We start from the raw sequence: 15,188 nt of genomic DNA, 5'->3' as shown, positions 1-15,188 counted from the left end.
TAAATCTTTATTGCCAAAGGAGGATTTTGACATTTATTGGTGAAATATAGATATATAAAGCTGAAGAGGAGGAACTACCAATGCGGTTGTATAAGTTGGAGATTGAGGGATTTAGGAGACATACAGATACAATTGTATTATTTTCAGATGCAACTTTTCTCATAGGGGAAAATAATGTAGGTAAAAGCTCAGTATTGGCAGCACTTAACATACTTTTGAATGATGTGAAAAGAATATCTGATGAAGAGTTTTTCTCTTATATGGATGGAGAACTGACCAGACGTGGATCAGACAAGATAGTATTAACTGCCGAGTTTAGGAATTTACCGGAAGAAGCCAAGCAGTGGGTAGGTTTTAAAGGAAGAGTATTACAGTATAATAAAGACGATGGAGAGAGCGGGCTAAAAGTGGTTTATAGGAAGACGTTTACTCCCGGTACAGATTGTACTGTCGAATTGCGTCAGCAGGTGAAGAAACTAAAAACACAGTTTGAAAATTGCAGTACAGTTGGACAGTACATAGATGCGGGGCTTGATTTAACTTCTATAGAAACAAAAATCTCGGAAGTAGATCGCGACAAGAAATTAACTGCTAAAGTAAAGACAGTTATTGAAGAAGTTGAAGAGTTATACGAGTATGATGAGGAGGCTGAAGAGTGGTTTAAGAATCCAGGAGGCATTCCTGCAAACGTGTTAATTAAGCTTCCTAAATTTTTACTGATTCCTGCTCAGGATAAGGCAGAAGAACTTTCAGGTAATTCAGGTGCGTTAGTTTCCACTTTAGTTGAGCTATTTAATGATGTAAGAGACTCATCAAATAATTATAAACAAGCCCAGTTATTTTTGAATCAGCTCGCTGAGGAACTTGATCCAACGAATGCCCAAAGTGAGTTTGGGCAAATGATGACAGAATTAAATGGAGTTATGAAAGATGTCTTCCCTAATACTGGATTAAGAGCGCTTACTAACCTAGCTGATGCGGATAAAGTAATTAAACCACAGTTTACTATTTCCATGTTCAGTAACATCAATACGCCAGTAAATCTGCAAGGCACAGGAATGATTCGATCCGCAGTTTTTGCCCTGCTAAGGTATCGAAATTTACGTAATAATAGAAAAACAGCTGGACAAGAGCATAGACCTTTAATTATAGGTTTTGAAGAACCTGAGATATATTTACACCCCAATGCTGCGAAGCAAATGAGAGATACAATATACGAGTTGGCAGGAACTCATAACAATCAAATTGTTTGTACAACTCATTCTCCTTATATGATTGATTTGAGCAAAAAGCCTTTGCAGATTTTAAATTCTCTATCTAGAGAAAATGACGAGTACGCAAGCGATAATGGTCAGATTAAAATAGAGAGACTGAAATGTAATGCGTTTAACGCCAGTGAGGAGTTCTTGAGGCTTCAAAATGACGACAAAACATATGTTAAAATGTTGTTGAAATTAGATGATTATATATCCAGAGTATTTTTCTCTAAGCATGTGTTGGTGGTTGAGGGAGATACAGAGGATATCGTACTTAGGGAAACGATAAGTCGAATGCCCGAGGTAGTAAGGAAAGATATAGAGTGTAATTGGCAAATTGTTAAGGCAAGGGGAAAAGCGACAATAATTGCTCTTGTAAAGTACTTAAGGGCTATGGGCATCAATCCTATTGTTATTCATGATAAAGATGAAGGAAAGGAACGGGCGGAAATATTTAACGATCCGATTCTTGAGGCTGTGGGTGATGAATCCAGGAGAATAATGCTTGCGAATTGTATAGAGGATGTGCTTGGGTACACCCCTCCTCCTAATGAAAAGCCTTATAAAGCATTTGCTAACATTACCATGAATTGGACTGATGAATGGGACTCGATAGCCCCTATGTGGCGATTAATAATATCTGATGTTTTTAGAGAGTCATTTAATTTGTTGCCACAAGACCAGGAGATTGTTAATGCGAAGGTAGCAGCTGCGGAAGCTGAATAAGTGATATATTATCGTTTAAAGATCGGGGTCAAAATATATGTATTATACAGATAATTACAATACACTTGATGAATGGGTAAATCTAGTTCTTTCTGGCAAAGAAGTATATCCTTCTTTAAGAATTCCTTGTGATGAGTGGGTTGAGGAGCTTATTGAGGGAATTGAGAATAGGTCGACTGACTATGTTAAGGATATATTAAGGTGCTTACTATGTCCTATTACTCGAGGTATTGACGTATCAGATTACAAGACTTACTTGCTTTTGAAGGATTCAGACAATGAAGCTCACAAGGACTTTGCGAAAGATATGTTCTATAGTGAGAGGTATAAAAGACTAGCAAATGGACAGGACGCTTGGGAAGGTTTGACGTGGATAATAGAGTTATTGCCACATAGTCCTTACAAAGCAATTAGGGCACTTGAAAGCTATATCTATTCACAGCCAAGCTTGCCAGATGACAGAATTTATGGGGGAGACCAGTGTATTCAAATAATAGTTGCTAAGTTCATTAATTTTGAAAATTCTTTAGAGCATTTGACTAAGCTGAAGCCTGTGGAGTTCGAGTGGTTAATTGAGAATCTATATGAGAGCATGGGTTATGAAACGGTATGGACAACTGCAACTCGTGATGGAGGTAAGGATGTCATTGCAACTATTGAAAGGACAGATGGCGAAGAACAAGTATATGTTGAATGCAAGTTGTATAAAACAACAAAGCTAGAGTTAAATACTGTCAGAGCGTTCAGAGATGTTATCCTCGAAAATAAAGTAAACAGGGGAGTGATTTTCTGTACAGGTTATGTAAATGATAACATCAGAAATTTCGACAAAAGAATTCAAATATGGACGTTTGAAGATATTAATGTTCTTTTCAACGCTCATTTAGGAAGCGATTGGGTAAATAGATTAGCTATTCTTATTGAGAATAAAAGGAGGAAGTATGGGAGGAAAAGAGAAAAACTAACCAAGTGACGAACATTATTTATTAACACAATTCTGTGAAATTATTTTTAATAACCACAAATTATTATTAAAGTGTGAATCAAGTCAAATTGATAAATTAGTTGTAATATTCAACAAAATAGTTGAATTCCCCAATTTTTTTACAGATTTATGTGTGTATTATAGAGAAGAGTTAATAGCTTCCATAATTTTAGAAACGGCGTTTAGAACTAAGATACTTGAAGATCAGAATTATATTGCAAGAGGTGATGTTCTTGTCTATACATTATCTCGCTATTTTTCAAAAATATATAAACACCATGAAACTTCAGTAGATAGTTTTTTGAGCAACATAAAATATAATGAATATAATATTATATTTAATAAGCAAATAAGGTGTATTAAGGAGGATGTAACTAAAAAGAGATTTAGGCTTGTTAACGCGGATAAATTATTTAAAAGAGATTTTTATAAGAAATTGTCAAGCGAGTTTAAGTTAAGTTTACCTGAAGCAAAATAACGGAGTATATAGAATTTTTAATCTCATTTAAATACACAACGGCGAACCGTATCATAAGTAGGGCGAAAAGTTGAGTTGAAGGTTGAGGCTTCGATGCTAAACCTATGAAGAAGCGCGTAAAGACCCAACTCATGTGGAGTCGGTCATATAGGCCGAGACGAGACCTTGATCAGGAATAGTTCTCCATCACTTGAGATAAATAATTTCGAAAGTCTTCAACATAGGTTTTGGGCTCTACAACTTTTAGATAAGTACCGAAGCTTGCTAAAAGTTGAAATCCCATACGATTTTGAGGCACATATATGGTTGCTAATAAAAGTCCAGAACCATGGTCTTCAATACTTTTTCGACCATACCTTTCAATGATTTGATCTTTTATGCTAGGCGATATCCATGCTTTAATAGTGACGAATTGCGGTAGATAACTTGCTTCGTGTCCTTGCTCAGACCAATCGTCTCTAGGATGAAACGCACGTTCATCCATAGTAATATGATCAATGCGGGATAATTTGAATGTTCGAGATCCCTGTCGATGTAAACAGAATCCTTTCAAGTACCAACTCGATTCGCTAAAATGCAGCTCATAGGGCTCAACCATTCTATCCGTTACAGCCCCCTCTTTATCTGTATAATCAAACGAAACCAGTCTTTTCTTTGTTATGGATTCTTGACATGTCTTTACGGTTTCAAGAATTTCTGACCGACCTTCCCAATCATAAAACGACAGTTGAATGGAACGATTAAGAGACAATGGACTAACCATTGCCTCTATTTTTTTTATCGTTCTTTCAACTTCTTCATTACGGATGATTTGTTCCAATCCACCGAGCGCAGTTAATATATTCTGTAAATCGGAGCTGCTTAATAGGCGTTTATCCACCTTGTATTCATCCATGATGCCGAAGCCGCCTTTGACCCCAATGACAGAGTAGATCGGGATGTTCGATAAGCTCAATGTTTCCATATCGCGAAGGATCGTTCTTTTGGAAACATTGAATAGTTGTGAGAATTCCGTTGTAGAAACAACCTCTTTTTTCAGCAATATCATGATAATAGAAATGAGTCTCTCCGCTTTGTCCATAATTGCCCTCTTTTTTTCATTATTTCAAAAAGGTGACACCTAGATGTCACCGTTTATCCATTATACTACATGTATCACAAGAAGGAGGTTTTAATTCAATGTTTAATTCAACCAATTTTCCTAAACCCACCCTTATTTCAGTCAACGGTGTGGAACTCGAAGTGTTTGAAGCAGGCCGAGAAAATGCAGGAAAACCTATTGTACTCTGCCACGGCTGGCCAGAGCATGCCTTTTCTTGGCGCCATCAGATGGGCGCACTGGCTGCAGCGGGCTACCATGTCATCGTCCCCAACCAGCGGGGTTACGGCAACTCATCCCGTCCGACCGAAGTAACAGACTATGACATTGAACACTTGTCGGGTGATCTCGTCGCCCTTCTCGATCACTACGGATACGAAGACGCTACCTTTGTCGGCCATGACTGGGGTGCATTCGTCGTTTGGGGATTGACCTTGTTGCATCCAAACCGCGTCAATAAAGTGATAAATCTGAGCTTGCCTTACCAAGAGCGCGGAGACAAACCGTGGATCGAGTTCATGGAAGAAATACTTGGCGGCGATTTTTATTTCGTCCACTTTAATCGACAGCCAGGTGTCGCGGACGCCGTATTCGAAGACAATACGTACAGGTTCCTTCGTAACCTGTACCGGAAGAACGAGCCTCTCAGAGCACCTGATCCAGGTATGGCGTTAATCAATCTCGCCAACGCGGAAACACCGCTCGGTGAGCCCGTAATGAGCGAAAGCGAACTGGCCGTTTACGTTTCTGCTTTTGAAACATCAGGGTTTACGGGCAGCATAAACTGGTACAGGAACCTTGATCGCAACTGGAACTTATTGGCGAAGGTGAACCCAATCATCCAGCAGCGGACTCTCATGATCTACGGCGATCGGGATATGGTTGCGAAGTCTGAAAACCTGACAAAGTTCGTGCCCAATGTGGAAGTGGTCAATCTGGATTGCGGTCATTGGATCCAGGAAGAAAAGCCGGAAGAAACAAACCAAGCGATTTTAAAATGGCTGGAACAATGGGAGATGTAGTTTTTTTCAATAACCAAGAAGAGCTTAACGATTGGTTAGAAGAACATCATGCTAAAGCTAGTGAAATTTGGGTGGGCTATTTTGGGATAAGTACAGGGCGTGCAAGCCTTACTTGGTCTGCATCAGTAGATGTCGCTCTTTGTTTTGGGTGGATTGACGGTATACGAAAAACCATTGATAAACAAAGCTATAAGATTCGCTTTACTCCGCGCAAAGTAAATAGTGTATGGAGTGCTGTGAACGTAAAGAAGGTAAAAGCACTAATACAGCTTGGAATGATGAGACCAGAAGGAATGCACGTCTTTAACAACAGAACCGATGCACAAGGCTATTCTTCTGAACAAAGAAACGTGGAACTTGCCAAAGAATATGAAGAACAAATCAAGGCAAATCAAACAGCCTGGCTATTCTTCACTAATTTATCACCATCCTATAAAAGAGATTCTATCTGGTGGGTAATGAGCGCCAAGAAAAAAGAAACACGATTAAGAAGGCTTGGAATATTGATCGCTTCATCTGAAGAAGGGCTAAAATTTCAACATTGCAAAAAAATACAGAATAAGGAAATATAAATAACAAAAGAATCGTTAAAATGATTTTTGGTACTGCATAAATCTGGGTCTATTGTTTTCCTGATCTTTTCTTGAGGGAGAGTTGTAGGCTTATGGTATTTCGTTAAAGGAGCTTGCTAGAGAATTATTTAATGATTTGTACCCAACTTCAAAACGAAACTTTAATAATATTATTTATACGTATCGACAGAAATCACATATTTGAAATACTGAAAAGACTAAAAACTATATTATTAATAAGTTAGAATAAATGTTTAAACAATATGGTGTAGATGAGTTGAAGTAGTTTATTCTGCGAAATCTCCTTAAGATATATTACGGTGAACCGTATCATAAGTAGGGATAAATTGTAAAAAACAAGGAATTAACATCCGTCATACAGAATTAATTATAGTAAGACAATAGTTATAGAAAGAGAGGAAGTTGTAATGATAAGTACCCAAAACCGTATGTATTTGAAAAAATCCGCAATGCAAGGTTTTAGTACTCGCTCCATGCAAAGTCTAAGTGACAAACACAAGCGGTTATTTGCATGGAGCAGGATTATCTAACCGAACAGATCTTTGAAGTTAGTAAGTTTGTCATAGGGGCTTTGTAATCTATCCATCTATTTACAGAGGAAGGTGCAAAGTCAATGAAATATATATCAGCAAGCCAAATCTTACCCGAGTATTTACTCCATGAACTTCAGAAGTATGTACACGGCAGTATTGTCTATGTTCCTTCTCCAGAAGGCAGTAGAAAAAAGTGGGGGGAAGTATCGGGGCAGAGAGAGTACTTTCAGAAACGAAATCTAGAGATTAAGCAATTATTTAGAATGGGTCACAGTATTGATCAGCTCATGTGCTCTTACTGCTTATCTGAAGATAGTATAAGGAAAATTGTTTATAAAAAGGATAAATAGAGAGCGGCTCGTATTGGAAATAAATCTGATACGAGCCTTTTCATATGTGTATAAGAAAGTTATAAACATTGTTTGCCTACTTTTTGAGATAGAGTGTTTGTATACTTTTAAATAAATACTGAAGACTAGGAAGTGATTACATATGAAGGTGGAGTTACAGCTATGTAGCATTGAAGAGAAATTTATTATTAACAATATTTATCCTCTATATTTGCATGATTTATCTGAAATATGGGGGCACCAAATTAATCGTTATGGCATATTTGAAGAAAGTGATATTCGGACGTTAGCGGAACAAAATCTTGTTTTTAATGTATGGTGGGAGCATCCAGGAGTCCTATTTCCTTACCTTATTAAGGTCGATGATATCCCTGCTGGATTTGCCTTTGTGGCCACTCCACCCTATACACCAAGTCCATCCTACATTAATTACTATTTAAATGAATTCTTTCTTTTACGCACATATCGAGGAAAAGGAGTAGGAGAACAAGCAATCCGGCAGTTGATTGACAGAATGCCGGGCTACTGGGAGTTACAGACGAATCCTACGAACCGAAATAAGCGTGCACAAAATTTTTGGCGAAAGACACTAAATATATGTACGAACGGCGAATATACGGAACAATTGGGTCATTATTACGAAGACGGTGAGAAACTTGTCTTTCGTTTCTGTAGATAACTCGAGCGGGTTTATAGATGTTTTGCCAGTTAATCTATAAACCTAAATAAATGCTAAATAGATAATAGTTTTAAGGAGGACAGCATATGAATGAATTTTTTCAATATGATACGTACGATACGGATGAGAAAAGGCGTTCTTTGCTAGATAGATCAAGGAAAGTTGCTTTGTTGGCGTTACAACATTACGACATAGAATGGGAATGCATTCAATTTATTCAGCTATCGGATACAATAACCTATAAAATTGAAGCGTGTAAGGGGCAACGTTATTTACTTCGGATTCATTCTGATAGGTTGAGTAGAGAGGAAATTCGTTCGGAACTCCTACTGTTACAGGAACTGAACAAATCGAAAGATCTAAATGTACCAGAAGGGATCGCAAGTTGTGATGATATTTATGTATTGGACATTGAAACTGAAATAGGATATAGGCACCCTTATGTAACGATGATGCGATGGATAGAGGGTGAAAAAGCAACAGGTGAATTTACGGATAGTCAAGCATATAATATGGGTGTGTTGATAAGCAGGCTCCATGCAGCAGCAAAGGATTTCAATCCACCTTCTGATTTTATAAGACCTACTTGGGGAGTAGAAAGTTTTAAACGTGAAATGGCTAAGTTGGAACGTTATTATGAACATTTTTTATCCGATGAGGGATGGAAGCTGTATCAAGATGCAGCTGAGAAGGTTGTATCCCAACTTACCACTATGGATCCATGTGAACATAACTATGGGCTCATTCATGCTGATTTACATACCGGTAATATGGTTTTTAAGGACAATCAACCCTATCCGATTGATTTTGGAAGATGTGGGTACGGATATTATCTCTACGATATAGCAGGCACCCTATTGGAGCTTTGGCCGAAGCATCGATGGATGCTTATCCAAGGTTATGAGAGTATTAGGAAGTTAGAAATGGACTATATTCGGGATCTGGAATGTTTTTTCATCATGTTCATGATCGAGAACTACTGCCATCATGCCTCTGATCCAAGAGAAGCAGCCAGTTTAATCGATGAACAAAAATATGCCCAAGCATACATAAGAGAATATTTAAACGGTAATTCATTTTTATACGAAGTGATCGAACCTGTGGAAAATGATAAGATAAATTAAATATGTAATCCCAAACGTTTGCTCCACAGATGTTAAGGTGAACCGTATCATAAATAGGGAGAATTAATTAGCTTAATCCCCCAAGGCGTGTGGTTATTCTTATCATAACAGCAGTAGTAGTGAGTGATGCAGGGGAGATTGCAAGGCCGTCGCATATCTATTCTCGGATGGGTGTTGTACAAAGGAAGTCACAACATATAATCAATAAGGAACTTCATTAGTAGTGAAAAGGAATGTACAATACGGGGGGCTCGCTTGCGTGCTCGAGGACCTCAGCTTTACTGTACCTTGAAATTACCTTTGAACAACAAACTCGCGAAATTCCAAGTAGGTATTTCTACATAATAGACATAAAGATGTCTCTATCTTCCGTTTCTCTGCTATATTAACTGTGGTAAATTATGGAGAGTGCTTATTTAGATGTCTTAAAAGAAAATGACTAGGGGAGAAATACTTCTTGGAAACTCACTCATCCAAATATCAAATGAAAAAGAGCTATATTATATTATTGCTTGTGTTCATATTAGTTGTTTTAACCGGTTTGCGCTTTATATGGATGGAAACGTTTAATGTTCCCAAACAGGCGTCAATTCATAATGGGCAAATCGATTTGCGTAATTGGAATGCAGAAGATGGCAACATTCTCTTACTTGATGGGGAATGGGAGTTTTATCCCTCGCAATGGTTGATAGATGGTAGTCGGCAACAATTGTTAGGCGATAATGCGCCAAGGCATATTCAGGTACCGGGAGGATGGAGTGAAGTTTTGCATGCTGACAAGCCATCTCCATACGGGCATGGCTCTTATCGTTTGCTTCTTTATGTAGACCCAGCGAAGCATCTTAATTATAGTATTCGTGTACCCAGCGTACGCACTGCATCAGAATTATATGTAAACGGTCGATTACTTACTAAATCCGGACAGGTGGCGACAACAAAGGATGAATATATCTCGAAGGACCTACCTTATTCTACAACCTTTACAGCAGATGACAAAGGTGTAATCGAACTCGTCATTCAGGCGGCAAATTATGTCGATAGTCGAAGCGGGGGCATTGTCAGATCCATTAAATTTGGTTCAGAAGAAGCCATTGCCAAAGATATGAAAGCTTCCATTTTTATGCAGTTTTTGGCAGCGATTATTTTTATTATGCATGCTGTCTATGCACTTATTTTATATTTACTAGGAAATAAGGAAAAGAAGCTACTTTATTTTAGTTTGCTTGCATTATGTGTAGCGATCACGAGTGTCTTTAGTACGGATGAGAAGTTGTTCCATCAGTTGTTTTACATTGGGATTAATTGGGATTTTAGGCTGACTAATATTGCTTTCGTTATTGCAGCCTATGCTTTGCTCCAGTGTACGAATCATCGCGAGCTTCCATATTGGCGTAGGATGTACCCTGTCTATAAAATAATGAATCTAGGGACTGCCGGCATCACGTTGTTTTTAAATCCAACTCAGGTGATCATGCTCTTCCCTATTTATTATGTATTAGGTGGTATTGCTGCAGTTATAACGCTGATTACGATATTTAAAAAAGTAATTAAAGATTTAAAGAGAAATTTTTTACTGCTTTTCTCTTTTCTTGCGTTGATGAACCATGCTCTTTGGTCGTTAATCTTGCTGGATAGAGGTTTGAGTCTTGTCTACTATCCGTTCGATATGATTATTGCGATGGCTTGTTTAGCCTCTGTATGGTTTAAAGATTACTTTATCATGCATGCGAACACCAAAGAGCTTGCTGCAACCTTGCAAAGAATGAATGATCATAAGGATCAATTTCTGGCAAACACTTCGCATGAATTTAAAAATCCGCTGCATAGCATTCTTAACATGTCACAATCTGTGTTACAAAGGGAGCAGCATATATTGCAGGAACGGAGCATCAAGGAGCTTGAAATGGTCTTATCTGTAGGACGTCGGTTGACATGGATATTAAACGACTTAATTGATGTAATGAGCTTACAGGAAGGCAATCCGCGTCTTCAGAAAAAAGTCATATTTATTCAGCCAATCGTGACCGGAGTAATAGATATGCTGCAATTTAATGCAGAAGTAAAGTCTGTCCAAATTGCAAATCAGATTTCGGAAGATTTTCCCCCAGTAATTGCAGATGAGAATCGAGTGATCCAAATCGTGTTCAATCTACTTCATAATGCTGTGAAATATACGAATGAAGGGACAATTTCGATTCAAGCTTTTGCCAAAGACGGAAGAGCGTATATTGTGATTGCTGATACGGGGATCGGAATGGATGAGCACATGCTTAAGCGCTTATACCGTCCGTATGAGCAAGGCAGTACGAGTGTGACCATGATTGAAGGAGGCTTTGGGTTAGGTTTAAGCATAAGCAAGCAACTGGTTGAGCTTCATGGGGGTACGTTAGATGTGTCTTCTGCTTTAGGAGAAGGCTCAACATTTACATTTTCATTAGAGCTAGCAGGTTTGGGAACGGAGGAAGAGAATGATGTGATGAACTCATTTGATTCTTTACCATTACAATTCAAGCCGATTCAAGAAAATGTTTCGATAAAAGCGGAAAAGGCAGATATTCCGATAGCTGCGAAACCAACAACTTTATTAGAAATGAATCGTGAACGTCCGATCCTATTAATTGTTGATGATGATCCTATCAACCTTCAAGTGCTTGAAGCCATACTACCACCGGACGAATATGAGGTAATAATGGTAACGAGCGGTAAAGAAGCGTTGGCTGTACTAGATACAAAGGAATGGGATCTGGTCATCTCAGATATCATGATGCCGCAAATGTCCGGTTATGAACTGACACGAATGATTCGTGAGCGTTTTACACTTACGGAGCTCCCGGTATTGCTCCTTACCGCAAGAAGCCAACCGAAAGATATTCAGAGCGGTTTTATAGCGGGGGCAAACGATTATGTGACGAAGCCAGTGGAAGCAATAGAAATAAGATCGCGGATCGAGGCGTTAACTACGATTAAACAATCCGTTAGGGAACAACTGCGATTAGAAGCTGCATGGCTGCAAGCGCAAATCCAGCCTCATTTTATATTTAATGCGTTGAATGCTGTAGCAGCTTTAAGCGATATTGATTTGGATAAGATGCGTAATTTGCTCGATGAATTCAGCAATTTTTTGAGGAATAAATTTAAATTTCAAAATATGGATAGGCTTGTTCCGATCGAAGAGGAGTTAAGTCTAGTTCGTTCTTATCTATATATTGAAAAGGCTCGGTTTGAAGAAAGGTTACAGATTATTTGGGAGATAGATGGCAGCGGGGACATAAAAGTCCCATTTCTTACGATCCAGCCTCTCGTTGAAAATGCGATAAGACATGGCATAATGAAGCGCAATCGTGGAGGAACGATTCTAATTCGGATTCTTGTCTATGAGATGCATGCAGAGATAAACGTTGAAGACGATGGGGACGGAATAGACGAGGCTCAATTGCAACGAATATTAGAAAGAAAAGCAGATAGTCATTCAGGCGTCGGATTGATTAATACGGATCAGCGATTAAAACGGCACTTCGGAACAGGACTTCATATCACAAGTACGTTAGGTACAGGGACAAAGGTAACTTTTCATGTACATAACAAGTTGAATAGCGGGATGTTGTAGAACAAGAATAAGGAAAGCATGGATCTCGACTACAGTTAAATTGGAGATTTGGCGGAATGAAAATAGCCTATGATGCCCGATTCAGCATTTACGGTCTATTTCAAAGCAACTAGAGGAGCTGTCACGACAGCTCCTTTAGTATTTTTCGCCGATAGACCCGTTAAGCTGAACCGTATCATAAGTAGGGCGAAATTTTTTTCAAGAAGCCTTACGAAGCATAGTAATAACACTCGCTGGTGGATGATTTGGAAATCATGAAGACACCTAGATGAGGGTTTCTACATTAGAGCTATAGTTCAAGAACCACCTACGAGGGTGGTTCTTTTTTGTTTGGGGTACAGCATCATAAGCTTACGTATCCTAGCGATCACCGGACAAACGCGCTTTTTTTTCTTGTCCACATTTATACCTTACCAAAACGATTCATAATGCATTTACTGAACAATATCATTAAGGGAGGTTTTAGAAATGGGAATTGGAAGACCTAACGGTTATGATCCTGTTCAAATATTTAACTCCACTTCGTTTAATGCGTTTGGGACAGTTGAATATGCATCCATTTTTTGTAGCAACGACAATTATAGTGTACAGCGTGATGAGACTTGGAGAGCTTCTAGCCGTGGAGTCTGTTTGGTGACTAGAATTACCGCAACGGTTAGAACACCGAGTGGAAATATTCAAGCTGAACCCTATACTTCTTCTGGCACTTCTTACAGTCAGTTTGCCATAATACAGGTTGGGGTAAATAGGTTTCAAGTGACGCGCGTTACAAGTGCTATTAGACGCCGCCGGTAATATTATTAAGAGTAGCTGCTGAACATGAAAAGACGACTGGCCAATGATAAATAGGCTGGTCGTCTTTTATTCTTTACCTTCTATTACATGTAACTATTATATGACAACTCTTGAAGAAATTTTGCGTAAAAGTATATATACATAGGAAAGGAGATCGCATGATGAGTATAGGAAATAAATTGAGATTATCATTCATTGGATTAGTCGCAGCAGGGATGTTTCTGCAGACGCCAAGTTATATCGTGAATGCGGCAAGTACAGAGGCTGTAGATCGCAATATTTACGACGGTAAGCTACAGGATGGAAGAGTATTCGCTCCGCTTCGCTCGATCGGTGAGAAGTTAGATGCAAAGGTTACTTGGAGCAGTCAGAACAAAACAGCGACCTTGACGAAAGATGATGTAACTATAGTAGTGAAGGTTGGCTCAAAGGATATGCTTGTAGGCGATAAAACTATCCATATGGATGTGATACCACAAGTAGAGAAAGGTAGAACCTACCTTCCATTAAGATATATTGGGGAGGCTTTCGGTTACCATGTTAATTGGTACAAAAATAGTCGGATTGCCTACCTAGAGGATATGGTGCCTTATATCGGTGTCTACGCACAGCCAATCATTGATACGGAAGGGTTTGCACTGCTGAATGGGGCTATTAGTAAAGCAGAGAATATGGCTAACGTTTCTCAAAAGAGAACCTACTTGAAGCCATATTTTACAGACATAATGATTAACTCGCTCATTAGAGAAGGCGGCTTGAATTCAACGGTTCGTTTTCAAGACGTTGATACTCCTATGTATTTCTACCCAAGCGACACCACTATGAAAATCTATAGAGAAGTATTCAACGGAGTAGGATACGATACGGAGGAAAGTCTACTAGTGAAAAAGGGCGATCACTGGCTAGTTAGTTCTATTAAGTATGGTTTTTATGAAATGAGACCTTAAGATTTACTTTATTTCTTCTAGGAGAAAAGTTCAATTATAAGAAGCCACTCCATCAAGGAGTGGCTTCTTGTCTAAACTATTATAAATGTTATATATATGAGTACATTGGTTTACACGTACTTGCGAATTGTATCGGAGAGCAGGCCGGCAACGGAGTTAGCTCCGTAAGCAAGTTGATTACGATTGAATCGCATCCTTACAAAACTCTCATCCGTATCCAACGCTTCAGAGAACAAGCCAGCTAACCCACGTGCCTTACGATCGATTTGCAGGAGCAAGTCAACACCATTATCATCTGGATAAAAAATAATTTCTAATTCGTCCAGTTGATTCCGGAACTGTGAGGTAGTGACGAATTCAAATTCTTGAATGAAAGGCAATTCGCTACTTCTACTATAACGAGGTGAGTATTCGCAAGTTACCTCACGAGTACGGAATCCTAGTTGGTTGACCGCATCTAGAATAACACTGACATACGGGTGAGGATTTACTTGAAGTTGATCCCGATCCTGTGGATCGAACGCTTCTTTAATATCAAGTCCGGTTTGTATCCATACAGGCGTTCGACCCATTGTAACTGGTGTATTTACCGGAAGCTGGAATGACACGGGGAACTCATAAACCTGCTCGGCCTCTACTGTAAACTTACCCGCCAATAGGAATTTGGCCACAGTTGCATCCACTTTCACCTTCGTATCGTTCTGTTCCTTCACGTAACGTGTCATGACGAACGCATAGACGTCATCGACCTGTTGAGCAACACGACCACCCTGAATTCGGACGACTCCAGTAATAATATCACCCGCGTTCACTACATCTTGATGGAGCATGAGATCTACCGTTGCAGCACCGATTCCGGCGCTAGCGAGCATCCGTTTGAACATTGACATATTTGTAAAACTCCTCCTTTTATACTGCATATTCAATGATACGACGCTCAACGAAACAGGTTTCACGCGTTTGATAAGAACTAAATATATCGAAAAATTTCTGA

The 15,188-nt window shown here is 38.9% G+C and carries 12 protein-coding genes; 10 read left to right on the top strand and 2 right to left on the bottom strand.

Annotated features, from left to right (window positions below; all coding sequences use genetic code 11):
- Positions 1-80 precede the first annotated feature (80 nt).
- Together NAG76_06500 and NAG76_06495 are read left to right on the top strand one after the other, a co-directional pair.
- Positions 81-1,982, top strand: coding sequence for an AAA family ATPase (locus NAG76_06500; protein ID URN95891.1), 1,902 nt, complete (start codon positions 81-83; stop codon positions 1,980-1,982).
- A 37-nt stretch (positions 1,983-2,019) separates the two neighbouring features.
- Positions 2,020-2,955, top strand: coding sequence for a restriction endonuclease (locus NAG76_06495; protein URN95890.1), 936 nt, complete (start codon positions 2,020-2,022; stop codon positions 2,953-2,955).
- 659 nt (positions 2,956-3,614) lie between these two features.
- Here the strand turns inward: NAG76_06495 and NAG76_06490 are convergent.
- Complete coding sequence (locus NAG76_06490) at positions 3,615-4,526, bottom strand: YafY family transcriptional regulator (GenBank protein ID URN95889.1); 912 nt, start codon at positions 4,524-4,526, stop codon at positions 3,615-3,617.
- Positions 4,527-4,624: 98 nt separating this feature from the next.
- On the opposite strand from NAG76_06490, the gene NAG76_06485 reads away from it, so the two are divergent.
- The 8 genes from NAG76_06485 to NAG76_06450 all read left to right on the top strand — a co-directional run bounded on the left by NAG76_06485 (position 4,625) and on the right by NAG76_06450 (position 14,194).
- Positions 4,625-5,566 (top strand): alpha/beta hydrolase, encoded by a 942-nt coding sequence (locus NAG76_06485; protein ID URN95888.1) that lies wholly within the window; start codon positions 4,625-4,627, stop codon positions 5,564-5,566.
- Entirely contained in the window at positions 5,494-6,138 is a 645-nt protein-coding gene (locus tag NAG76_06480) for a YdeI/OmpD-associated family protein (GenBank protein URN95887.1), read from the top strand. Before NAG76_06485 ends, NAG76_06480 begins: the two co-directional genes overlap by 73 nt.
- Before the next feature lie 634 nt (positions 6,139-6,772).
- Positions 6,773-7,042, top strand: coding sequence for a CD3324 family protein (locus NAG76_06475; GenBank protein URN95886.1), 270 nt, complete (start codon positions 6,773-6,775; stop codon positions 7,040-7,042).
- Between the two features lie 142 nt (positions 7,043-7,184).
- Positions 7,185-7,721: a GNAT family N-acetyltransferase gene (locus NAG76_06470; protein URN95885.1), complete on the top strand. Its 537-nt coding sequence runs from the start codon at positions 7,185-7,187 to the stop codon at positions 7,719-7,721.
- 86 nt (positions 7,722-7,807) lie between these two features.
- Positions 7,808-8,845, top strand: coding sequence for a phosphotransferase (locus tag NAG76_06465; GenBank protein URN95884.1), 1,038 nt, complete (start codon positions 7,808-7,810; stop codon positions 8,843-8,845).
- Positions 8,846-9,302: 457 nt separating this feature from the next.
- A complete protein-coding gene (locus NAG76_06460) occupies positions 9,303-12,452 on the top strand; it encodes an ATP-binding protein (protein URN95883.1) in 3,150 nt (1,049 codons plus the stop codon).
- A gap of 468 nt (positions 12,453-12,920) precedes the next feature.
- Positions 12,921-13,247: a hypothetical protein gene (locus NAG76_06455; GenBank protein URN95882.1), complete on the top strand. Its 327-nt coding sequence runs from the start codon at positions 12,921-12,923 to the stop codon at positions 13,245-13,247.
- 161 nt (positions 13,248-13,408) lie between these two features.
- Positions 13,409-14,194 carry a copper amine oxidase N-terminal domain-containing protein gene (locus NAG76_06450; protein ID URN95881.1) on the top strand — a complete coding sequence of 262 codons (786 nt, stop codon included), beginning with the start codon at positions 13,409-13,411 and terminating at the stop codon, positions 14,192-14,194.
- 110 nt (positions 14,195-14,304) lie between these two features.
- On the opposite strand, the gene NAG76_06445 is transcribed toward NAG76_06450, so the two are convergent.
- Positions 14,305-15,084, bottom strand: a complete 780-nt coding sequence (locus NAG76_06445) for a sporulation protein (GenBank protein URN95880.1) — start codon at positions 15,082-15,084, stop codon at positions 14,305-14,307.
- Positions 15,085-15,188: the final 104 nt, after the last annotated feature.

The organism is Candidatus Pristimantibacillus lignocellulolyticus (assembly GCA_023639215.1).
In the GTDB taxonomy this organism is placed as follows: Bacteria; Bacillota; Bacilli; order Paenibacillales; family Paenibacillaceae; genus Pristimantibacillus; species Pristimantibacillus lignocellulolyticus.
This window is presented reverse-complemented; position numbering and strand designations above follow the sequence as displayed.